This is a genomic window from Salinimonas profundi, from assembly GCF_014750655.1.
Lineage (GTDB): Bacteria > Pseudomonadota > Gammaproteobacteria > Enterobacterales > Alteromonadaceae > Alteromonas > Alteromonas profundi_A.
In genome coordinates this window covers 442,194-463,740 of sequence record NZ_JABBXD010000002.1, presented here as the reverse complement: position 1 = coordinate 463,740, position 21,547 = coordinate 442,194, and the positions used below count along the sequence as shown (strand labels likewise).

Genomic DNA, 21,547 nt, shown 5'->3' with positions numbered 1-21,547 from the left:
CAATATGTGTGCCTTTTCCAAGGTGCAACCGGGAGGTATCGTGCTGGAAAACGGATTCGCTGAAATAGTGATACTTATGACGTTGGCAGTGGCTTTAGTGGCAACCTTTCGACGCATACACTTGCCCGCTATTCTGGCATATTTGGCAGCAGGTATTATTGCAGGTCCATCGCTAAGCGGTTTGTTTACCAACGCGGATGATATGCATCTGCTGGCTGAAATAGGTATTGTTTTTCTGCTGTTTTCCCTGGGGCTGGAATTTTCCTTGCCACGGCTCCTGGCAATGCGCAATCTGGTATTCGGGGCCGGGATGGGGCAGGTATTATTTACCTCTGTATTTTTCTCCGGCATAGCCTACGCCTTTTCCCTGCCGGCTCCCGCCGCAATTATTATTGGCGGTATGCTGGCTTTAAGCTCGACAGCTATTGTTATCAAGCAAATTACCGAGCTGGGCATCATCAATCAGCATCGTAGTCAACTGGCCATCAGCATATTGCTTTTTCAGGATATTGCCGTTGTTCCCCTGCTTATCGCAGTGCCTTTGTTAGGCGATGGGGCGGATACCTCTATCTGGTTTGCGCTGGCTTTAGCGCTGATAAAAGGTGTTATTGTCGTGGCAATCCTGCTTTCAGCCGGAAAATGGGGGCTGCCCTGGTTATTTCGGGAAGTTGCCAGAACGCGTACTGACGAGCTATTTGTACTTACCACTATTTTGGTTGTCCTGCTGGCCGCCGGACTAACGTACGTATTTGGACTGTCCATGGCACTGGGGGCATTTCTGGCGGGTATGATGTTGGGTGAAAGTCAGTACAAGTATCAACTGGAGGCCGATATCCGGCCGTTCAGAGATATCTTGATGGGCCTTTTCTTCATCACGGTGGGCATGCAGCTTGATGTATCCGTGATGTTTGAGCATCTGGCACTGGTTATTGGCGGGGTTATCGGAATTATGGTGGTAAAAGTGGTGATGGTCCGGGCGGCGGCCTGGATCGTAAACTGCGACCCACAACATGCCTGGTCGGCGGGTTTTAAGCTTTGCCAGATTGGCGAATTTAGCTTTGTTATTGCTGCGCTTGCCGCCCGACATAACGTCATCACTCAGGAACAGTCTTCTGTGTTGGTAAGTATGGGTATCATCAGCATGGCGGTTACGCCGTATCTGGTATCCCGAAGCCTGGAGTTTGCCAGAAAACTGGCGCCGTACAAACACGCCAACCAGCTGGAGCAACCACCCTGCGTTACCTCACAACCTCAGACAGGCCATGTGGTCATTGCCGGATTCGGACGAGTAGGTCAGTCGGTCGCTCGTTTACTTAAAATGGAAGGGGTGGAGTTTGTGGTCGCAGACGTCGATCCCATTCGGGTGCATGAAAGTCGAAACGCCGGAGAGCCGGTCATTTTCGGGGACGCCGCTCATAAAGATATTCTTGAATCGGCCGGTGTGAAAACGGCAAAGCTGCTTCTGATCAGTTTTGACCGGCCTGATGTTGCTGTCTGTGTGATTGATGCTGCCCGGCAACTCCAGCCCGGTCTACAGGTGATGGTCAGGACGAAAAGGGATTACGAGCTGGACGGGTTATATGCGGCCGGTGCATCACAGGTTGTTCCGGAATTACAGGAAGGAAGTCTGATGCTCATCTCTCAGGTGCTCCATTATTCAGGTGTTCCCATGTCCCGAATTCTCAAGCGGGTAAGACAGGAGCGTAAAGGCCGGTACGACCATCTGCATGGTTTTTACCCTGGCGAAACAACAGAGATCAGTTACGGCACTGAAGATAAACTGGAGTTTATTCATGCCGTATCGCTGCCGGGTCATGCAGCGTGTCTGGGAAAAGCCATAAACGCACTGACACTTTCGCGCATGCGGGTTTCCGTAAAAGGGTTACGAAGAGACGGCAAGGAAATCAAAGACCCCGACGGAGAAACGTCATTACGCGCCGGCGACGTCCTCGTGATCGCCGGCAAGCCCCGCCGCGTGGAACGGGCTGAACGCTATCTGCTTGAGGGGGGATAACGCGGTCTGTAACTGGCTATGCGACTTTATCGTCTTCTAGATCTTTAAATTTCTTTTTCAGATCGTAGCCTTCATCGGTGACAATAGCTTCAAGGGTTTGAATACGTGTTTTCAGTTCGGCTATCTCGCGTGCCTGTGCACCAAGTGCATTCTTTAGCTCAGCATTTTTTCCAGATGACTTTTCGCCCGTCTTCGTCAGTTTTATAATTGTCGTGGCGATGATTGCGACTATAATGATGGCGGTTAAATTCATGGTATATCTCCTGCCCTTAGCATCCGTTTAGTGTATACAGTATTAACAAAAATTGCTTTTTTTTGCACATGAAGCGCGATCTGCTATTTGATGTAAGCAAATAGACTAAGGCAATTTTCCGGCCGGAATTTATTCTTTATAGAATTCATTAAGTTAGATATGCCAGCTGTAGATAAAATAAAAGAAAATGAGTAACCAGACTATCAATTCGTCAAATTCACCAGATAGTAAAATCAGCACCGCCGAAGATGAGAAGTGGATGCGCTATGCACTGACGCTTGCCGAAAAAGCGCGAGCTATCAACGAGGTGCCTGTAGGTGCGGTCATCGTGAAAGATGACCAGATTATTGGTGAAGGGTTTAATTCGCCCATCCAGGATAATGATCCCAGTGCGCACGCTGAAATGCGCGCTATTCAGATGGCGGCGCTCAACCTTGCTAACTATCGGTTGGTGGATGCTACTTTGTACGCAACATTAGAACCCTGCCCGATGTGTGCAGGGGCGATTGTGCATGGCAGGCTCAAACGTGTGGTGTTTGGTGCTTATGATCTAAAGACCGGTGCTGGCGGCTCTGCCATGCAACTTTTGCAACACGATAGGCTGAATCATCAGTGCCAGATTACCGGCGGTGTCCTGGAGGCTGAATGCGCACAAACGGTATCATCTTTTTTTGCTCAGCGCAGAGCTCAGATAAAGGCGGCCAGAGCAGCGGCAAAACTTAAAGGTTAGCCACCGGTTTAAGCGTAGAGATAAGATCGCTGGTTACGAACAGGCGGCGGCGTTGCAGCATTTTTTGATGAGACCGCTTAAACATAAGCCTGCGGTGGTTGTTGTTTTTCAATGTTCTTCGATTCTTCATAAAGTTGTTTCTTTTCATTCACTCTCCTGATGTTTTTAATGTGTTTTAGCAGGTTAGTGGATCACTTCTAGGGTGCAGTTGGATATCAGTAGCTAAATTAATGCACTAATCCTGCCATACCTAAATGAAGGCAATATGACAGTATTTCAAGAGGACGGCGCGGCCTGGGCACTCAAAAAGCGGGTATTTTCGTCAAGGTAAATCAACGAGTCATAATAACGCCGGATGTTTTCTACATACTGGCGTGCCTCATGTCCGCGGGCGAAGCCATAGCGCGTGGTTTTGTAGTAGCGTTTTTGCTCCAGTTGCGGAAGACGACGCTTTACATCGACCCACAAGTCCGGATTGCCGCCCTGGCGCTGGGTCAGCGTGCGCGCATCTTCTAAATGCCCCATGCCGATGTTGTAGGCAGCCAGAGCCATCCAAAGGCGATCAGGACGCCGTATGCGCGCAGGGATTCGCGCCAACAGGTTACTTACGTATTGTGCACCCCCTTTAATACTGCTCTGGGCATCAGTGCGCGAATCAATGTTCAGCTCACGGGCCGTATCCCGGGTCAGCATCATCAGGCCCCGGACGCCGGTATAGGAAGTGGCATCAGGTTTCCAGTGACTTTCCTGATAACTCATGGCGGCAAGCAGACGCCAGTCAACATCCGATGCATATTGTTTAAACCAATGTGCATAATCTGGCAGCTTTAGCCTGGCAGCCTGTAAAAATACTTTTGTGTCGACGTAGTTGAAGTCTCTGACATGGCCAAAGTATTTATCTTCAAGCGCTTTAAATACACCGGACTGATGAATGGTGCCGAAATATTCGATCACAGCCGCCCGTAGCGAATCATCCTGCTGCTGATTAAGTAACCATGCGATGGGCACCAGACGTTCTACGGTAAATCCAATGCTAAGTTGAGGATACTGCCGGCGCTGAAGCGACAACGTATTCGTGTCGACCAGCGTGTAGGGCAGGCGTCCATTGGCAACATCATCTAACAGCTCCCACGTATCCTTATTGTCTGTCGCTTTCCAGTTAAGCCCTGGATGTGAATCTTTGAGTTGTTCAAGTAAGTGCTCATTACTGCTGCCCTTAACCACGACCAAAGGCTGGGTGAGATCATCAATATCGCGCGGCCGCTGCTGGCCCTGCAAAAAGACCAGCTTGTGGCTCACCTGCTGGTAAACCGGACCGAGCTTGAACTGTTTGCCAAAGTCTTTAGGAACCGCATCGCCGGCGGCGACCACATCAATCCGACCTTGTTCAAGCTCCTTCATCAGGGCCTGATAGGAATAAAAAGGGTAAATCTGAACTTCAACGTCAAGATAACTGGCAAAGCCTTTGGCCAGCTCAAACTCAAAACCGCGCGGCGCCTCGCTACCGTGATAAAAGGTGGTTCGGCCAAACATGGTGCCGATTTTCAGTACACCATCGTCGACAACTTTTTCCAGTGACGAACGGGTAGAGACAGGCTGGCAACTGATTAGTACCAGTAACCAGAGCAAGACGATGACATAACGCACACACCCGACCTCGATACGTCTGCTACATCCTGGGGAATAGTGGTTAACGTTCTTTTGCATACTTTGAGCGATAAAAAATCCTGCTGAATCTGTGCCGCGAGGTTATCAAGCGCGCAGATTTCATCTATAATCCGCGCCGAAAACCCGTCAAACTAAAGATAGTCCGTGTTTGCACAACGCGCTATCATTAAACAATCAGGTAAAGCGATATGTTGGTCCTTCGAGGCGCTCCCGCACTGTCTGAATTTAGACAAACTAAACTTATTGAACGGCTGGGTCAATCCGGCATTACGATTAACCAGGTCACCGCGCAGTTTATCCACTTGGTGAAGACCAAAACGGCATTGAGTGATAGCGAACAGGCTGTTCTGGATAAGCTACTCACGTACGGACCCAAAAACGCCTCATCTGCCGCAAAAGGCACCCTCTTCTTCGTCACTCCCCGCCCCGGCACTATTTCTCCCTGGTCTTCAAAAGCAACTGACATCGCACACAATTGTGGTCTTGATGCTATTGAGCGAATTGAGCGGGGCTGTGCTTATTATATTGAGCATGAGGGTGAACTAAGTGCTGCAATGCGCAATGATATTGCTGCTCAGTTACATGATCGTATGACCGAGTATGTGTACGATGACCTTGAGCAGGCGCATGTTCTTTTTGAGCACGCCGATGGTAAATCGTTTGAGTCAGTTGATATCCTTGGTCAGGGCAAAGGCGCGTTAGAAGCGGCGAATCAGCGCTTAGGGCTGGCACTGGCTGATGATGAAATAGATTATCTGTTTGACAGCTTTACCCGGCTTGGGCGTAATCCGAATGATGTAGAGCTATATATGTTCGCGCAGGCAAATTCGGAGCATTGTCGTCATAAAATCTTCAATGCCAGTTGGACTATTGACGGACAGGAACAGGAAAAATCCCTGTTCAAAATGATCAAAAACACTTACGAACTGTGTCCGGACCATGTGCATTCGGCCTATAAAGATAATGCCGCTGTTATGCAGGGCTGGCCGGCAGGACGCTTCTTCCCGAACCCGCAAACCCATCAGTATGAATATTCGCACGAAGACATTGCGATTCTGATGAAGGTGGAAACACATAATCATCCAACCGCAATCTCTCCGTTTCCTGGTGCAGCGACCGGCTCCGGGGGGGAAATCCGGGATGAAGGCGCGACGGGACGTGGCTCTAAACCAAAAGCAGGTCTGGTTGGTTTCAGCGTATCCAACCTGCGTATACCTGATGCAATACAACCGTGGGAACGCGAGTACGGCAAGCCAGGGCGCATTGTCAGTGCTTTGGATATTATGATGGACGGGCCATTAGGTGGCGCGGCATTTAATAACGAATTCGGCCGTCCTAATCTGCTTGGTTATTTCAGAACCTACGAGCAGGAAGTGACCAGCTTTAACGGGACCGAAGTGCGTGGTTACCACAAGCCCATTATGCTTGCCGGCGGTCTGGGCAATATACGTCATGATCACATCGAAAAAGGTGACATCACGGTAGGTGCCAAATTAATCGTGCTGGGCGGGCCTGCTATGAATATTGGTCTGGGTGGCGGCGCCGCGTCATCGATGGCATCTGGCCAGTCCAATGAGGATCTTGATTTTGCCTCCGTTCAGCGCGACAACCCGGAAATGGAGCGTCGCTGCCAGGAAGTGATCGATGCATGCTGGCAGCTTGGCGACGACAATCCTATTCAGTTTATCCACGATGTGGGCGCCGGTGGATTGTCAAATGCGTTGCCGGAGCTGGTTAATGATGCCGGCAGAGGCGGTAATTTTGAGCTGCGTAACGTGCTGACCGATGAGCCGGGCATGTCGCCGCTTGAGATTTGGTGTAATGAGTCGCAGGAACGCTATGTATTGTCCGTGGCACCAGAAAATCTTGCTCAATTTGACGCAATTTGTAAGCGTGAGCGGGCACCGTATGCGGTAGTGGGCGAAGCTACAGAAGCACAGCATCTGAACCTTAATGATGCACAGTTTGATAATAAACCTATTGATATGCCACTGGATGTGTTGTTAGGCAAACCGCCTAAAATGCACCGTGATGTGCAGTCGACGAATGCCAGTAAAGCACCCGTTGAAAAAGCGTCAATGACAGTCAGTGATGCGGTTACCCGTATTCTTCAGTTGCCCGCTGTAGCGGAAAAAACGTTTCTGATTACTATTGGCGACCGCTCTGTAACGGGGCTGGTGCATCGTGACCAGATGGTTGGTCCGTGGCAGGTGCCTGTCGCGGATGTTGCTGTCACTGCCACTGCCTATGACACCTACCACGGTGAAGCAATGGCGATGGGTGAACGTACACCCACTGCATTATTGTCACACGGAGCATCGGCCCGTCTGGCAGTGGGCGAAGCGTTAACCAATATTGCAGCAGCAAATATCGGGGATTTGAAACGGATTAAATTATCGGCAAACTGGATGGCAGCAGCGGGCCATCCTGGCGAGGATGCCGGTTTGTACGAAGCGGTTAAAGCCGTGGGCGAGGAGTTATGTCCAGAGCTTGGGCTGACGATTCCTGTTGGTAAAGATTCCATGTCCATGAAAACAGCCTGGCAGGATGATACCGGCGCTGATAAGTCAGTGACTTCACCGTTGTCTTTGGTTATCTCTGCGTTCGGCGCGGTGAAAGATATTCGCAAAACACTTACGCCACAGCTGCGCACGGATAAAGGTGATTCGCGGTTGCTGCTGATTGATCTGGGCAACGGTCAGAACCGCCTTGGTGCTTCCGCGCTTGCGCAGGTTTATAGCCAGTTGGGCGATGAGCCGGCTGATGTAGATAATCCGGCATTGCTGAAAGGCTTTTTCAATGCAATTCAGACACTGATCGAAAAGGATTTGCTACTGGCTTATCACGACCGCTCTGATGGTGGTTTATTTACTACCGTTACAGAAATGGCGTTTGCCGGTAAGACCGGTGTTGATATTGCGATTGACGGGCTGGGTGATGATGACCTGTCTGTTCTGTTCAGCGAAGAATTGGGTGCGGTAGCGCAGATTAAAGCATCTGATGCTGATGCGGTTAATGCAGTACTGAAAGAGTTTGGTCTTGCGGATATAAGCCACGATATCGGCACACTTAACTCACATGATCAGATTAATATCGAAAAAGGTAACGCGCCGGTATTTTCTGATAGTCGCGTCAGCTTACGTACCCAGTGGGCGCAGACAACCCGCCATATGCAACGTCTGCGGGATAACCCTGAGTGTGCTGAACAGGAATTTGACGCCAAACAGGACGTTGCTGACCCGGGTTTACACGCAAACCTCACATTTAAGACAACGGAAGATGTCGCGGCGCCAATGATTGCTATCGGCAGCAGACCGAAAGTCGCCATACTGAGGGAGCAGGGCGTTAATTCTCACAACGAAATGGCTGCGGCGTTTACCCGTGCAGGCTTTGCTGCTATTGACGTGCACATGAGCGATATCCTTTCCGGGCGTCAAAGCCTTAAGGAATTTAGCGGACTGGCGGCATGCGGCGGCTTTTCTTATGGTGACGTATTGGGAGCTGGTGAAGGTTGGGCGAAGTCAATTCTGTTCAACGAACTGGCTAAAGCCGAGTTTGCTGACTTTTTTGCACGACAGGACACTTTCAGTCTGGGTGTCTGTAACGGCTGTCAGATGCTGTCTAACCTGAAATCACTGATTCCGGGAACGGATCACTGGCCGCATTTCGTCACTAACCGCTCTGAGCGCTTTGAAGCCCGTGTTGCGATGGTTCAGGTCAATGAGTCTCCGTCAGTATTACTTAAGGGGATGGCCGGCTCAATGATGCCCATCGCAGTATCGCATGGGGAAGGTCGGGCTGAGTTTGTCGCTACAGACGGCATTTCGCAGCTGCAAAGCAATCAACAGGTAGCTATGCAGTATGTCGATAACTATGGAAAAGTGACGGAACGTTATCCGGCTAATCCGAATGGCTCGCCAGAAGGGATCACGGGCTTAACGTCCCAAGATGGTCGCTGTACCATCATGATGCCTCACCCTGAACGCGTTTTCAGAACTGTCGCCAATTCCTGGTATCCGGAAGACTGGCAGGAAGACGGTGCATGGATGCGAATGTTCAGAAACGCGCGGGTTTTTGTTGGCTAAGTGTCAAAAAAACATGGCAAGGTGTCAATTTATTGAGTTGTTACCTTGTCATTTTTTAATCAGTCTATTAAAGTGGCTGGTGCCAGGGTGGCGAAAGTAAAAAGGATTATAAATTAATTAGATCATCGAAAGATGATTGTTGTAAGAACAAGAGACGACTATGAATCGTTCATCACGAGGATTTGGCTTAACAGGGGTAGCTGTAGCAGTGATCTTCATGATAGTCACAGCAGTTTTCAGTTCCTCTGCCAGTGCCAGTAGCGCAATAAGTGCCTGCGAAATTCAATCAGGCCGATAACATTTCTGTCGTACGCCGGCTTACCGGCGTACGATGAAATTACCCTTTCTTATTTTTCTCTCTGTTTATCAGCTTCTGATCCGGATGCTTTTTTAGTAAAACATACGTGGCAGCTGTGCCGCCATGTTGGCGCTGGGCCGTATGGTACGCAATGACTTCCTCAAGCTCATCGAGCCAGTGCTTAACGTAGCTTTTCTTAAGTGCGGGGAAGGGGCTGCTGTTTTCGCCCCTGCCGTGTTGTATCAGCAGCGCACGGGTTCCCCTGGCGTGACATTTTAAAATCTCTTCATAAAAGGCATCGCGACACGCTTTTAACGGCATACCTTTCAGGTTCAGGCGATATTCGATGGGGTACTTGCCCATACGCAGGTTTTTAAATACCCCATCCTGTATTCCTGGTTGCTGGTAGCTGAGAAAATCATCGGGTTGAACCGGCGTCACGCCGTCCATACTAAGCGGGTTCAATGTCGCTGAATGCAAGGCGTGGGGACGTGCCCTGGCTTGCTTTTCTTTGATTTGCTGTTCAGGAGAATGATGATGGACCTTGTCGTCAGGACCGATGGGTCTGACCCCGTCCATTTCTTCCAAGAATGCATTTAATTCTTCGTCGTACTTATGCATAGATACCCCTCGCCCAAACGACCTGTAAACTCATTACGTGACAATGTTTTTCACAGTTCACGATTTGGTTTTCTTATATATAGGGAGAAGTAACTGGATTACAAATCTTTTTGCAAAATAAGCGCCCCAAACAGGGCGCTTTAGTATTAAGCGCCAAGCTTTTGAATAGGCTCGATATTAGTAGAATTGTTTTTAATATAATCCGCTACGTCATGAATTTCATCGTCACTGAAGCCTAACTTCGCTTTGATCGAAATTTTGCCGTCAAGGTGTTCGGTCAGCGTAAACTGATTTACACCCAAAGTTCGTGAAAATAACGTGTGAACCTGCTCATTTTTTATATCTACCACTTTTACTTTTGTTGATGTGCGGTAAAAAGCCAGTGGACCTTCGGGAGTATTTACCCAACTGATTGACCAATAGTAGTGACTGTTATTAGGTAAACCCAGCTTTGTGTAAAGTGACTCTTTGAACTCAACATTTTCACACTTATTAATTACTGCATTTTGGCGCTGGCAGTTAGAGTGCTCGGCAATATTCTTACCCTTGATATTCACATCAAGGGGCACCGGCGTTGCTTTATCGAGGTTTACAAGTACGTAATGGTCGACTTTGTTCAGACCTAGCGTGTTTCCCAGGTTTGTAAACGAATCCATCAGACCACCCACGTCATCGTTTTCATCTCTCGGATCTTTTTCTAACAAAATATATCCAGTGGAGGCAGCATCACCATTTTGATATTTTGCGATGTGGTAGCCGCTTAACAAGTTTATGTCGCTAGGTTGTTCATTCCCTATAACATAACGAAAGGCTGAACCGCTGCGGCCTACGATAAATCCATCTGAGGTAGGAATGACGGAATTACCTGTAAAGGTACGATTTGTAACGGTACGCACTTTAAAGACAGCCCCATTTTTATAAACAGTCGCAATCTTCACCGGAGCGGAACTCGAGTTGGCTCTGTGATATTTGAGGTTGAATGAGCCATCAAAATTTCTGACAGCGTAAGTAAACTCGCCAGTTAGCTTGTTACCCCCAAAGTTTGCAACGGAGCCCTCATAATCATTGTATATTTCACCGTTGATTGAAATTCCATCTTTCTTTCGAAAAAAGATAGCCGGTCCACCAGTGGAATCAATGCTTGCTTTTTTCGCTAACAGCTCAGCCTCACTGATAGTTGGCTCCGGAGCAGCTTGTTGAGTTTGCTGCTGAGGTGCCTGCTGACCAAGTAAAGCCTGAGCTCCGCCTAGCTGTTGTACTTTTCCCAAGAGTGCTTGCTGCATCTTATTCATCATTGCTTTTTCTTCGGGCGTAGGCGGTGTCGAACCACACCCAGACAATAAAGTGGTGGCAATGGAAAGCGAAAGGAGTGTTTTTTTATTCATTTTTTTCTCTTGCTACAGTTGATTTACACTGAGATAGATTCAGTGCTTCGCGTGCGCGCCATGCATTACTAAGCTTAAGGAAGCATACGCGAGCGTTGACTGCGCAAGAGCAAGTCGTCACATCCTGTGAAAAGCCATCCTTAATTAGTATTTTTATTGCTGGCTAACAACAGAAAGTAATATAAATCAATTAGAAAGGAATAACAATGTGCCACAAGCATGGCGTCCCCACCGCGACTCGAACGCAGATCTAAAGCTTAGGAGGCTCTTGTTTTATCCGGTTAAACTATGGGGACGTAGGCGCATTATAACCATTCGGCCATCAAGTTGAACCCTTAGCGCTTGGCGACAAAATCATTTGGCTGAATATTCATCAAAATACCGTCATTTGCAACGGTAACCGTGGCGGAATCTGCGTAGGCGGCTGTGACCGTTACCTTCTCAGGGTAGAGGTTATACTGAATAAAATTGTCGTTGAATGGATTGCTGATTTGTTTAGTCTGGTATAAGAACAATTCATCGCCCACTTCAATGCCATGTGAGCGCCCCAGGGAGACTTCTAGCGAGTTACCGGCAACCTGAATAACTCTGCCTGTTGCAGGCTGGCAGGCAAGCTTGGCGGCAACATCACTGCTGATCTGTTGAAGAGTATTATTGATCGCCTCACCGTAGGCTGATTGCCAGAACGGTGCACCCGAGGCATCAATATCCTCAAACCGGTCAAAGTGCCATGGAGCACGGTCTCGATACTGCTTTTGCATCAGCACGCCGCCGTGGACGCCGTCAATAAGCGAAATATCCAGCGAAAAGTGACGTGTAGCCTGTTCGCCTTTCCAGAAAGAAAGCATAGATGCCTGCTTGCGTGTCAGGCTAAGATCGGTGATTGTAGCGGCAATGACATACTGTGTGCGGGACTGTCTGGCCAGCGTCGGAGCCTGGCGTCGTAAATTCTGCTTGCGCCAGTCAATGGGGTAGTCGGTAATCTGAGCAATTGTTGCTGCATTTGTTTGGTGAGCAAGCGACGTCTGCAGTTTGCGTGGAATGACCGAGGATAACTCCTGAATTTGGCCGTCCTGAGCCTGAGCTGGCGTGGCAATCAAAAATTCAGTGGTCGCGATGGTCTTCAAAAAGCCGGCCGCTTCACATGACGCAGGCTTTGGAAAAATGTCTGCACGAATTCGCACGGTGACAATATCCTGCTCCCAGATCTCATCGATAAGCTCAACGTTTTGCACCTCACCATTGGCAGTAACCGTGAGCTGTTCCTTTTTCAACAGTCCATTGGCCAGCGTCTGCACGCTTTGCACCGAGGCGCCGGCGAACAACATAGCCTGGCGCAACGCTTCTTGCGTAGCTTCTTGTTTTGCCGCTTCCTTGTCACCTTCTATTACCAGTGCCTGACCCTGCGCCTCAAACCAGGCGGCAGAAACCTGCCAGGGGCAGAGCACCGACATGCTTAAAATGGCAACAATTGCCCTGGAATAATACCCGGGTCTTAAAAATGTCAGCGTGCAAAGCATAGAAATTAATGATGTCATAAACTGCCTGAAAACCGTCATATCATGAGTAGGATTCGTTAGATAAACAACATGTAGCAGGTTTTATTCCAAAAGTTTCTCCGACGCACCAGATTTTGAGAGCAACAGGCACAATACTTGCCTTAACTGTTAAAAATGCCTGTTATGCGCCCGCCGCTGTCAGGTTATTGTCATCTGTTTTTAAGGGTCAGGTATGGTATGAAAAAGTCTCTGATAAGTTATGCAGCATTAGCACTTTGTCTTACGTTGCCGGGTTGCACGTCCATGTTTAACAAGCATGTGGAGTGGGAAACGGTTGAGCCTGAAAGCTATCCAACGCTATCGGCCGTTGGTTATGCACCTGTCACTTCTCAGCAGGGCAGTTCAGAGGCGCAACGGACGATAATGGCCATGAAAGCATCAAAGCTGGATGCTTACCGGGAATTAACCGAACAGGTTTATGGTCAGCAAATTGACGGTGAGCAAACGGTAGCAAATATGGTGATGACCAATAGCCAGCTTAAAAGCTCGGTGGAAGGGGTCATTCGGGGTGCAAGGGTGGTGAAAGCCTATCCTGTTGGTGACGATACGTATGTGACCGAACTGGAATTAGATATGGCGCGAGTTTACGATTTATATCTGTCGACCGCTAAGCCGCAGCGAATTAAAAATGTGACCTACTACTAAAGCTCTGGCAGACTTATCAGGCACTAACGCCTGAACCCAACTTACCGCCTGACGGCTTGCCTTTTTTATCATAGGTCAGCGACTCTTTAGCCCGTACCTCTAACATAAGATTACGCAGATGGGTCAGACGGAGCTGACCCTGTTCTACTGCAGTTTGGTTAATTTGCGTCTGATACTGACACTGTTCCAGGCATTTTTGCGCCTGATCAAGGCGTGCCTGAACATCCTCAGAACGATTCTCGGCTGACAGCTGTGATTGGTAGTGACGGTGTATCTCACTGTCAATCGCCTGAATGCTCTCCAGAGTTCCCTCTTTTTCTTTGAGCAACGTCATCAGTTCTTCAGCGTTTCGGGAGCTGATTAAATGCAGTTCTTTATCCAGCAGGACAGCCAAATTTTCCAGATGGGCAATTTGCGAATCCAACATTGATAATAATGACTGCATAATAGCTACCTTAAGACTTTATCCCGAATACCTGCGCTTCAAGGCGGGCGATTTTGCGTGCCAGAGATTCTGGGTCAACGCGGTATTCACCCGCTTCAATCGCTTTTTTCAGCTTATCGACTTTTTCCTGATCAACCGGCGCTTCAGAACTTTTCTTCTGTACTTGCGACAACTGTTGAGCAGATTGGGTCAGCGAAACGGAATCCTGACGAGGCGCTTTATCTGCCTGGGATTTCGATGCCGCTTCCTGTTGCACAGCAGTCTGATTCTGCGACTGCTGCTGAGAAACTTTTGAATTGTCTAACGGCGTTTTTGGAACCCCGTTATTGTTTACATTATTAATAGCCATAATTATATTCCACTACCTACAAACACCTCGTATGTGTTATCGGCAGTGCCGATAGGTTCTTTAGCATTATTTTAGTTAATTTCAACCAATATAACTACAAACGAACCACGACTTTCTCGGTACTCGCCACCTCGGCAACAACCGTCTTTTGAGAACTGGCATTGGTTACAGTAATCGTATCGCCAATTACGCCATCCTGTTTTGCGATACCCGATGTTTTCACCTGCATACCGCCTACTTCAGCGCTTATTGTAATCCGGTCACCTTCACATATAAAGCATAACATATTTGACTGTACGGGCTGGCCCTGTCGCACTCTGTGTTTCATTCGTGCACCGACAAGCTCTTCAACCTGCTGATACGCAGTGTGGCGCAGACGGTTTGTTTCAATCTGTGTGACTGCCAGATTCGCTGCGCTTAGCACTGTGCCGGGACTGAGCATGCCTGCGGTTACCACCACGGGTTGTGTTTTCTGTACCCTGGCATTGGCAAACAGATACCACGCATTATTGTCGCAACTGACCCGAACAGACACATAAGCCTGCGACAAGTTCTGTTCATCGGCAAAATATTCAAATCCTTGAGGACAGGCGGGCACACTGATTCTTTCGTCTATCTGAGAAACGTCAATATTTATATTTTGCCCGTTGCTCAATGCGGCAAGCTGTTCCTCAAGATATGATTTTACACCTTGCTGGATTTGGGCATGATTACTGCTATCTTTTGTCTGAGCTGAGGCTTCTGCCGCCATGCTTAAAAACAGCCCAATAGATAACAACACAATTTTACTGGCTTTTTTAATAATCATAACGGGATGTTCACTTTTTCGTATTCGTTCCGGACTAATTTGTCTATGATTAAAAGCAACGGTCGTCGGTACAGACCCTTTACGGTGTCACTTTTTTGGCGATTTTAATGTTCTTTATGTTGTGGCAATCTTAAACGCAATGATCGTGCCCGATTTTATTAGAGGTGATGTATGTCAGGTATTCTCGACTCCGTAAACCAGCGAACCCAGCTTGTGGGACAAAATCGTCTGGAGTTACTGCTGTTCCGGCTTAACGGTCGCCAACGTTTTGGAATTAACGTCTTCAAGGTCAGGGAAGTACTACAGTGCCCGCCGTTAACATCCATACCAAAATTAAATGCTCTGGTCAGAGGGGTTGCCCATATTCGCGGTCAGACGATTTCAGTCATCGATCTTAGTATGGCTACCGGCGGCAAGCGTATTGAGAATCTCGACAACGCCTTCATTGTAATTGCCGAATATAATCGCTCTGTGCAGGGGTTTTTAGTGGGTGCGGTAGAGCGCATCATCAACACTAACTGGGATGCCATTATGCCTCCGCCTAAAGGCACAGGACGCGCCAGCTACCTGACCGCCGTGACGGAAGTAGAGAATGAATTAATTGAAATTCTCGATGTTGAAAAAATCCTCAATGAAATCTCACCGCTGGGCACCGATGTCAGCGAAGAAGTGGCAAAAACACTGACGACAGAGGGCAGCGAAAATAAAATTATCTTTATTGCCGATGATTCTTCGGTAGCACGCAGCCAGGTGAAAAAAGCACTGACAACGCTGGGGCTTGAAATTGAAGTAGCAAAAAATGGTCTGGAAGCGTTGCGCCGGCTAAAAGAAATTGCTGAGGAAACCGGAGATGTTACCGATAAGGTGGGTGTGTTAGTGTCTGACATTGAAATGCCTGAAATGGATGGCTACACGCTGACCGCGGAGATAAAAAACACGCCGGAATTGCAGAACCTGCATGTGGTGCTCCATACCTCCTTAAGTGGTGTATTCAATCAGGCAATGGTTAAAAAAGTCGGTGCGGATGACTTTATCGCTAAGTTCCATCCGGACGAATTGGCTACCGCTGTTCAAAAATGGTTGGTCAATACAGATAAATGATGGAGCGGCTTTCGCTTGAAAAATAAAGAGGTATCGCTGAAATGTTATCAGCAGTTCAGCGAGTTTCTCGAAAAGCAGTGCGGCATTGTGTTGGGAGCGAATAAGCAGTACCTGGTGCGTAGCCGCCTCTCACCGTTACTCTATAAGTATCCCTTCGATCAGCTGGACGATGTCATTCGTGCCGTGCTGGAGAACCGTGACCGGTTATTACTGCAGGATGTTATTGATGCGATGACCACTAACGAGACATTGTGGTTTCGCGATACTTATCCGTTTGAATTACTAAAATCCCACATATTACCGCAATTGAAAGGCGCCAATCGTCGGATCAGAATATGGAGTGCGGCCTGTTCGTCAGGGCAGGAGCCTTATTCCATTGCCATGACGGTGCTGGAATACCAACGACAAAAACCCGGCGCCCTGCCATATGGTGCTGAGATCGTCGCCACGGATTTGTCATCTTCCATGCTGACCAAATGTCAGGCAGGCATATATGATGAATTGTCTCTGGCCCGAGGTTTGTCTCCGGATCGCAGGCAACGGTTTTTCAGCGCTCACGTCACTGGCATGATGCAGATTAACCAGGACGTGCGCAATATGGTGTCCTTTCGCTCGCTTAACCTGCTGCATTCCTATGCCGGGTTAGGCCGTTTCGATATTGTGTTTTGTCGTAACGTGTTGATTTACTTTGCACCTGACGTCAAACAACAAATACTGCAACAAATTGCCGCCCAGTTGCAGCCCAGCGGCATGCTTTTCCTCGGCGCCTCCGAATCCATCGGTAGCGCGGGGGAACACTTCACTATGCAACGTTGCCAGCCAGGCCTTTATTATCAACGTAAGGGCTAATATTTAGCCTTAAATTGCAGTGTCAAAAAATATTTGGCACTTCATTTGCACTATCCTCGTTGCAAATGAGGAGTGTCATTTATGGCAATAAATCTGGATAAACTTGTCGGCTTTCACCAGCGCGCTGTCAACATACGCGAAGAGCGTATGGAAGTGATTGCCGGGAATCTGGCAAACGCAAATACCCCTGGTTACAAAGCAAGAGATATTGATTTTAACAAAGCGATGTCTTCTGCCCGCGAGCACCAGCAAGGTTCTATGACCCGTACCAGCGATAAACATTTCGCCGGAAAAATGACAGCCAGTCAGTTCGACTTGCAATATCGGGTGCCCAATCAGCCGGACACCGGCGATGGCAACACCGTGGAAGTGCAGTCAGAGCGAAATGCGTTTCTGGAGAACGGGATGCGTTACCAGGCCTCATTACAGTTTCTTGATGGTAAATTAAAAGGCATGAAAAAAGCGCTGAGCGGAGGAAATGGCTAATGGGCTTATTTAATGTAATGAACATCTCTAGCACCGGAATGGAAGCGGAGAACGTCAGACTAAACACCACCGCCAGTAACATCGCCAACGCGAATACAGTCAGCAGCAGCTATGGTGAGACGTACAAGGCGCGTCATCCGGTCTTCGCCGCTGAATTACAGCGTGCCACTGACCACCAGAGCAAAGGTGCCGGTGTACAGGTAAAAGGCATCGTTGAAAGTGATGCGCCGCTGAATGTGGAGTACGCGCCGAATAACCCGCTCGCTGATAAAGACGGTTATATCTATAAACCGAATGTGAATGTGGTTGAAGAGATGGCCAATATGCTGTCTGCCTCTAAAGGGTATGAAACCAATGTTCAGGTAGCTGATACCACAAAGCGGTTGTTCCGTCGTGTGTTGCAGCTGGGTCAGGGTCAGTAGGTTCAGGGTAAAGGAAGCGCACCGTGAATACAGTAGATAACAAAGGCCTGATAAACGATCTGTACTGGCAGGAAGAGAAAAAGCCGGTAGCGGATGGTAGTGAGCAAAAACTGTCTCAGGAAGATTTTTTCTCGCTACTTACCGAGCAGCTTGCACATCAGGACCCCAGTAAGCCGGTAGATAATGACCAGATGGTCTCCCAGATGACATCGTTTTCGATGGCTGAAGGTATCACCGATCTTAACAGCAAGTTTAAAGATTTTGCCGCATCAATGACGTCTAATCAGGCGCTGCAGGCATCCAGCTTAATCGGCCAGAATGTATTGGTTGAAAGCAACATTGGCTATATGGGCAGTGCCGGCTCTGGTTTTTCCGGTGTTGTGGTCAATGAAGAAACCGTTCAGGACATGAAGATCACCATTAAAAACTCCCAGGGTGAAGTGGTGAAATCCATTGATGCAGGTACCCAGGGTGCTGGCAATATTCAGTTTGCCTGGGACGGAACCGATCAACAGGGCAATCCAATGCCGCCAGGTCAGTATGTGGTCAGTGCATCTGGTCAGGCACGGGGTGAAGGGGTTGCCATCCCTACGGCGATGAATCGCCATGTAGGTAGCGTAAGCATGGCCGGTAGTGGCCAGGGCGTAATTTTGAATTTGGATGGTGACGTCAGTATCAATCTTGATGATGTCATTCAAATCAGCTAGCAGGAGAAGTAAAAAATGTCTTTTAATATTGCATTAAGTGGCGTATCCGCCGCGCAAAAAGATTTGGATGTCACTTCAAACAACATCGCCAACGTAAATACCGTTGGCTTTAAAGAGTCACGGGCTGAGTTTGGTGATGTATATGCCTCATCCCTGCTGGCTGGCAGTAAAACCAAAGTGGGTGATGGTGTCTTGACACAACAGGTTGCCCAGCAGTTCTCACAGGGTAGTTTGCAGTTTACTAATACAGCGCTGGATCTGGCGATTACCGGCAATGGCTTTTTTGCCACTGTGCCTGAAATCACCTCGCGTGACTTTTCATTTACCCGTGCTGGTCAGTTCAAGCTGGATGAAGATAATTTCGTGGTAAACAGCAACGGCGACAATCTATTGGGCTTCCCGGTTAACTCAGATGGTACTAGCGCTTCAGTTGCACTTAGTACCACCGAGCCTGTTCGTATTCCTGATTCTTCCGGTTCGCCGCAGGCAACCAGTGAAGTCGATATCAGAATGAATCTGCCGGCGGCAGACCAGGGCAAGGATCCGGCAAAATTTGACCCAAAAGATCCGCTTACTTATAACTCGGCTACATCGGTCACCGTTTATGACTCACTGGGTGACAGCCACGTAATGACATATTATTTTATCAAAGATAATACCGCAGGCGTAGATAATGAATGGTATGTGGCGACAGCAGTCGATGATCAGATGGTTGATCTGGTTAACTCTGATGGCACCGATGCAGATCCTACGTTGTCGGCTAACTCTGTGGGCGCGGACACGGGAAATCACACTGCGGCAGCGCGCATGAAGTTCAGTGCTGGTGGTGACTTCATTGGCATTGAGTCGCCTGACGGCAATGCACAGACTGACTTTAAAATTCAGACGGAATCGCTGGGTCAAGGTATCCTGACCAATGGTTCGGACGATGGTCAACAAATCTCTGTGGATTTTAATCTTGAGCCGGGTAATGCAACACCTAACGAACCCACACAGTTTGCGTCTAGTTTTGAGGTAACGTCACTGGAGCAGGATGGGTTGCCGGTGGGGCGTCTGACAGGAATTGACATCGGCGCGGACGGTTTGGTTCGTGCAACGTTCTCCAATGGTACCTCTGAGCCCATCGTACGGGTAGCGCTGGTACGTTTCGCCAATGAACAGGGTCTGACGCAGGAAAGCAGTACCCAGTGGAAAGAAAGCCTCGAGTCCGGTGAAGCCCTGGCGGGTGAGGCAACCACAGGTACCTTCGGTGAGATTAACTCTTCGGCCCTTGAGCAGGCTAACGTGAACCTGACCACAGAGCTTATTGATTTGATCATTGCACAGCGTAACTTCCAGGCAAGTTCAAAAGCGCTGGAAGCCAACAATCAGCTTAACCAGACCATTTTGAATATTCGATAAACGATTACTCACACCGTTCGGGGGGCCGCATTCTGCGGCCCTTTTATTATCTGCACCACCTAATTGTTCACTTTTGGCACTACCCTTGCAGAATTAAGGGTAACTACACATAAAAACGTCAAAAGTCAGTCATGGATAAACTTCTGTATATCGCTGCAAGCGGCGCCAAACAAGACCTTCTGGCCACTGGTGTCAGAGCCAATAATCTGGCGAATGCGCAGACCACAGGCTTTAAAGCACAGCTGGAACAGGCAAGAGCAATGCCGGCTTACGGCGAAGGTTTGCCGACTCGCGTGTTTTCAATGACCGAAAGTCCGTCAAATAACTACGAAGGTGGTGCGATGGTGCAGACGGGACGGGAACTTGACGTTGCTATTCAGGGCAATGGCTGGTTTGCCATGCAGGGGGCTGACGGAAAAGAAGCCTTATCCCGCGACGGGAGTTTTCAGCTTGGCCCTGACGGAGTTTTGACGGACATGCATGGCAACATTGCCATGGGCGACAACGGCCCGATTTATTTGCCAGTGCCACTGGATAATCTGAACATCGCCTCTGACGGCACTATCTCTGTCCGCCCTGTCGGCGCACCGGAGACAGTCTCGCAGGAGGTTGGGCGGCTTAAGTTGGTGAACCCGGATTTAAACAGTATTCAGCGCGGTGCTGATGGCTTGTTTCATACCAAAGATGGGGCGGTGTTAAATGCTGACCCACAGGTGCAGGTTCGTTCCGGTATGGTCGAAGGCTCGAATGTAAACGCAGTAGATGAAATGGTCGATATGATCAGCCTGCAAAGGCATTACGAAATGCAGGTCAAAATGATGAAAAAAGCGGATGAATTATCCACCCGCGGCAACATGTTATTAAGAATTCTATAAATTAGATTACAAGCCCGGCGGTAAGCCCGCCCAAACGCTTGAGGAGTAGAGTATGCATCCGGCATTGTGGATTAGTAAGACAGGTCTAGACGCTGCACAAACCGATGTTTCGGTGGTTTCCAACAACCTGGCCAACGCATCAACAGTAGGGTTTAAAAAGGATCGCGCGGTATTTGAAGACTTGCTGTATCAGAATATCAATCAGCCGGGTGGCCGATCATCAGCAGACACTGAGCGTCCCTCAGGACTGATGCTAGGGTCCGGGTCTAAAGTGGTGGCCACGCAAAAAGCCCATACACAGGGTAATATTCAAAGCACGGAAAACTCGCTGGATATGTCTATTCAGGGGCGCGGTTACTTTGAAATTCTGCAACCTGACGGGTCGATAGCGTATACGCGTAATGGTCAGTTCTCATTAAATGATCAGGGGCAAATCGTCACCGCGGGCGCAGGCTTTCTTTTGCAGCCGGAAATTACCGTGCCTGAAGACGCGCAGCAAATTTCTATTTCACAGGACGGTGAGGTCTCTGCTTCCATGCGTGGGCAGGCTGAACCGCAGGTTCTGGGACAAATTAACGTGGCCGACTTTATCAACCCCACCGGCTTGCAACCTACCGGTCAGAATCTGTTTGTAGAAACGGCCTCAAGCGGCGCACCGATTCAGGGTGTACCGGGTCTGCAAGGGCTTGGGACGATTTCTCAGGGAACACTGGAAACGTCAAACGTGAACGTGACGGAGGAGCTGGTGAATCTGATTGAAAGTCAGCGCCTGTATGAAATGAACTCAAAAGTCATTTCGTCTGTGGACCAAATGCTTGGTCAGGTTATTCAGCAGCTATAACGAGT

20 protein-coding genes and 1 tRNA gene are annotated in these 21,547 nt (G+C 48.8%); 12 read left to right on the top strand and 9 right to left on the bottom strand.

The annotated features are described in order from the left end of the window. Positions 1-43: 43 nt before the first annotated feature. The gene (locus HHX48_RS06520) at positions 44-2,014 is read left to right on the top strand and encodes a monovalent cation:proton antiporter family protein (protein ID WP_191023695.1); all 1,971 of its coding nucleotides are present in this window, start codon (positions 44-46) and stop codon (positions 2,012-2,014) included. 16 nt (positions 2,015-2,030) lie between these two features. Here HHX48_RS06520 and HHX48_RS06515 read toward each other — a convergent pair whose 3' ends face one another. Then, positions 2,031-2,267: a hypothetical protein gene (locus HHX48_RS06515; RefSeq protein WP_191023368.1), complete on the bottom strand. Its 237-nt coding sequence runs from the start codon at positions 2,265-2,267 to the stop codon at positions 2,031-2,033. Between the two features lie 187 nt (positions 2,268-2,454). Between HHX48_RS06515 and tadA the strand changes: the two genes are divergently transcribed. Then, entirely contained in the window at positions 2,455-2,997 is a 543-nt protein-coding gene (gene tadA / locus HHX48_RS06510; RefSeq protein WP_191023366.1) for a tRNA adenosine(34) deaminase TadA, read from the top strand. A gap of 276 nt (positions 2,998-3,273) precedes the next feature. Here the strand turns inward: tadA and mltF are convergent, their stop codons facing one another. After that, positions 3,274-4,644, bottom strand: a complete 1,371-nt coding sequence (mltF, locus tag HHX48_RS06505; protein ID WP_317983483.1) for a membrane-bound lytic murein transglycosylase MltF — start codon at positions 4,642-4,644, stop codon at positions 3,274-3,276. A 209-nt stretch (positions 4,645-4,853) separates the two neighbouring features. Between mltF and purL the strand changes: the two genes are divergently transcribed. Then, positions 4,854-8,750, top strand: coding sequence for a phosphoribosylformylglycinamidine synthase (gene purL / locus HHX48_RS06500; RefSeq protein ID WP_191023362.1), 3,897 nt, complete (start codon positions 4,854-4,856; stop codon positions 8,748-8,750). A 337-nt stretch (positions 8,751-9,087) separates the two neighbouring features. Here the strand turns inward: purL and smrA are convergent, their stop codons facing one another. From smrA to HHX48_RS06480, 4 genes are all read right to left on the bottom strand, one after another. Further along, positions 9,088-9,669 (bottom strand): DNA endonuclease SmrA, encoded by a 582-nt coding sequence (gene smrA, locus HHX48_RS06495; protein WP_191023360.1) that lies wholly within the window; start codon positions 9,667-9,669, stop codon positions 9,088-9,090. Between the two features lie 146 nt (positions 9,670-9,815). Next, the gene (locus HHX48_RS06490; RefSeq protein ID WP_223858084.1) at positions 9,816-11,054 is read right to left on the bottom strand and encodes a hypothetical protein; all 1,239 of its coding nucleotides are present in this window, start codon (positions 11,052-11,054) and stop codon (positions 9,816-9,818) included. 220 nt (positions 11,055-11,274) lie between these two features. Then, a tRNA-Arg gene (locus tag HHX48_RS06485) sits at positions 11,275-11,350 on the bottom strand. 39 nt (positions 11,351-11,389) lie between these two features. Continuing rightward, complete coding sequence (locus tag HHX48_RS06480; RefSeq protein WP_191023358.1) at positions 11,390-12,592, bottom strand: flagellar assembly protein T N-terminal domain-containing protein; 1,203 nt, start codon at positions 12,590-12,592, stop codon at positions 11,390-11,392. 198 nt (positions 12,593-12,790) lie between these two features. Here HHX48_RS06480 and HHX48_RS06475 point away from each other — a divergent pair, with 198 nt between their 5' ends. Next, a complete protein-coding gene (locus HHX48_RS06475) occupies positions 12,791-13,258 on the top strand; it encodes an LPP20 family lipoprotein (RefSeq protein ID WP_191023356.1) in 468 nt (155 codons plus the stop codon). A gap of 16 nt (positions 13,259-13,274) precedes the next feature. Here the strand turns inward: HHX48_RS06475 and flgN are convergent, their stop codons facing one another. The 3 genes from flgN to flgA all read right to left on the bottom strand — a co-directional run bounded on the left by flgN (position 13,275) and on the right by flgA (position 14,860). Next, on the bottom strand, positions 13,275-13,703 hold the full coding sequence (flgN, locus tag HHX48_RS06470; protein ID WP_191023354.1) for a flagellar export chaperone FlgN: 429 nt from the start codon (positions 13,701-13,703) through the stop codon (positions 13,275-13,277). Positions 13,704-13,713: 10 nt separating this feature from the next. Further along, a complete protein-coding gene (flgM, locus tag HHX48_RS06465; protein ID WP_191023352.1) occupies positions 13,714-14,052 on the bottom strand; it encodes a flagellar biosynthesis anti-sigma factor FlgM in 339 nt (112 codons plus the stop codon). Between the two features lie 94 nt (positions 14,053-14,146). Continuing rightward, the gene (gene flgA / locus HHX48_RS06460) at positions 14,147-14,860 is read right to left on the bottom strand and encodes a flagellar basal body P-ring formation chaperone FlgA (RefSeq protein ID WP_191023350.1); all 714 of its coding nucleotides are present in this window, start codon (positions 14,858-14,860) and stop codon (positions 14,147-14,149) included. A 171-nt stretch (positions 14,861-15,031) separates the two neighbouring features. On the opposite strand from flgA, the gene HHX48_RS06455 reads away from it, so the two are divergent. The 8 genes from HHX48_RS06455 (at position 15,032) to flgG (ending at position 21,542) form a co-directional block, all read left to right on the top strand. Further along, complete coding sequence (locus tag HHX48_RS06455) at positions 15,032-15,961, top strand: chemotaxis protein CheV (protein WP_191023348.1); 930 nt, start codon at positions 15,032-15,034, stop codon at positions 15,959-15,961. Between the two features lie 15 nt (positions 15,962-15,976). Beyond that, positions 15,977-16,810 (top strand): CheR family methyltransferase, encoded by an 834-nt coding sequence (locus HHX48_RS06450; protein WP_191023346.1) that lies wholly within the window; start codon positions 15,977-15,979, stop codon positions 16,808-16,810. 81 nt (positions 16,811-16,891) lie between these two features. After that, entirely contained in the window at positions 16,892-17,296 is a 405-nt protein-coding gene (flgB, locus tag HHX48_RS06445; RefSeq protein ID WP_191023344.1) for a flagellar basal body rod protein FlgB, read from the top strand. Then, on the top strand, positions 17,296-17,718 hold the full coding sequence (gene flgC / locus HHX48_RS06440; RefSeq protein ID WP_191023343.1) for a flagellar basal body rod protein FlgC: 423 nt from the start codon (positions 17,296-17,298) through the stop codon (positions 17,716-17,718). Before flgB ends, flgC begins: the two co-directional genes overlap by 1 nt. Positions 17,719-17,741: 23 nt before the next feature. Then, a complete protein-coding gene (locus HHX48_RS06435; protein ID WP_191023342.1) occupies positions 17,742-18,425 on the top strand; it encodes a flagellar hook assembly protein FlgD in 684 nt (227 codons plus the stop codon). A gap of 15 nt (positions 18,426-18,440) precedes the next feature. Beyond that, positions 18,441-19,826, top strand: a complete 1,386-nt coding sequence (gene flgE / locus HHX48_RS06430; protein ID WP_191023340.1) for a flagellar hook protein FlgE — start codon at positions 18,441-18,443, stop codon at positions 19,824-19,826. Positions 19,827-19,957: 131 nt separating this feature from the next. Next, on the top strand, positions 19,958-20,701 hold the full coding sequence (locus HHX48_RS06425; RefSeq protein WP_191023338.1) for a flagellar basal body rod protein FlgF: 744 nt from the start codon (positions 19,958-19,960) through the stop codon (positions 20,699-20,701). A 52-nt stretch (positions 20,702-20,753) separates the two neighbouring features. Continuing rightward, positions 20,754-21,542: a flagellar basal-body rod protein FlgG gene (flgG, locus tag HHX48_RS06420; protein ID WP_139757028.1), complete on the top strand. Its 789-nt coding sequence runs from the start codon at positions 20,754-20,756 to the stop codon at positions 21,540-21,542. The last annotated feature ends 5 nt before the right edge of the window (positions 21,543-21,547 follow it).

Excerpts from the sequence above, each read along its gene's own strand:
- HHX48_RS06515 (WP_191023368.1), bottom strand. The coding sequence starts at position 2,267 with ATGAATTTAACCGCCATCATTATAGTCGCAATCATCGCCACGACAATT.
- tadA (WP_191023366.1), top strand. The coding sequence starts at position 2,455 with ATGAGTAACCAGACTATCAATTCGTCAAATTCACCAGATAGTAAAATC.
- purL (WP_191023362.1), top strand. The coding sequence starts at position 4,854 with ATGTTGGTCCTTCGAGGCGCTCCCGCACTGTCTGAATTTAGACAAACT.
- smrA (WP_191023360.1), bottom strand. The coding sequence starts at position 9,669 with ATGCATAAGTACGACGAAGAATTAAATGCATTCTTGGAAGAAATGGAC.
- HHX48_RS06490 (WP_223858084.1), bottom strand. The coding sequence starts at position 11,054 with ATGAATAAAAAAACACTCCTTTCGCTTTCCATTGCCACCACTTTATTG.
- HHX48_RS06480 (WP_191023358.1), bottom strand. The coding sequence starts at position 12,592 with ATGACATCATTAATTTCTATGCTTTGCACGCTGACATTTTTAAGACCC.
- HHX48_RS06475 (WP_191023356.1), top strand. The coding sequence starts at position 12,791 with ATGAAAAAGTCTCTGATAAGTTATGCAGCATTAGCACTTTGTCTTACG.
- flgN (WP_191023354.1), bottom strand. The coding sequence starts at position 13,703 with ATGCAGTCATTATTATCAATGTTGGATTCGCAAATTGCCCATCTGGAA.
- flgM (WP_191023352.1), bottom strand. The coding sequence starts at position 14,052 with ATGGCTATTAATAATGTAAACAATAACGGGGTTCCAAAAACGCCGTTA.
- flgA (WP_191023350.1), bottom strand. The coding sequence starts at position 14,860 with ATGATTATTAAAAAAGCCAGTAAAATTGTGTTGTTATCTATTGGGCTG.
- HHX48_RS06455 (WP_191023348.1), top strand. The coding sequence starts at position 15,032 with ATGTCAGGTATTCTCGACTCCGTAAACCAGCGAACCCAGCTTGTGGGA.
- flgB (WP_191023344.1), top strand. The coding sequence starts at position 16,892 with ATGGCAATAAATCTGGATAAACTTGTCGGCTTTCACCAGCGCGCTGTC.
- flgC (WP_191023343.1), top strand. The coding sequence starts at position 17,296 with ATGGGCTTATTTAATGTAATGAACATCTCTAGCACCGGAATGGAAGCG.
- flgE (WP_191023340.1), top strand. The coding sequence starts at position 18,441 with ATGTCTTTTAATATTGCATTAAGTGGCGTATCCGCCGCGCAAAAAGAT.
- HHX48_RS06425 (WP_191023338.1), top strand. The coding sequence starts at position 19,958 with ATGGATAAACTTCTGTATATCGCTGCAAGCGGCGCCAAACAAGACCTT.
- flgG (WP_139757028.1), top strand. The coding sequence starts at position 20,754 with ATGCATCCGGCATTGTGGATTAGTAAGACAGGTCTAGACGCTGCACAA.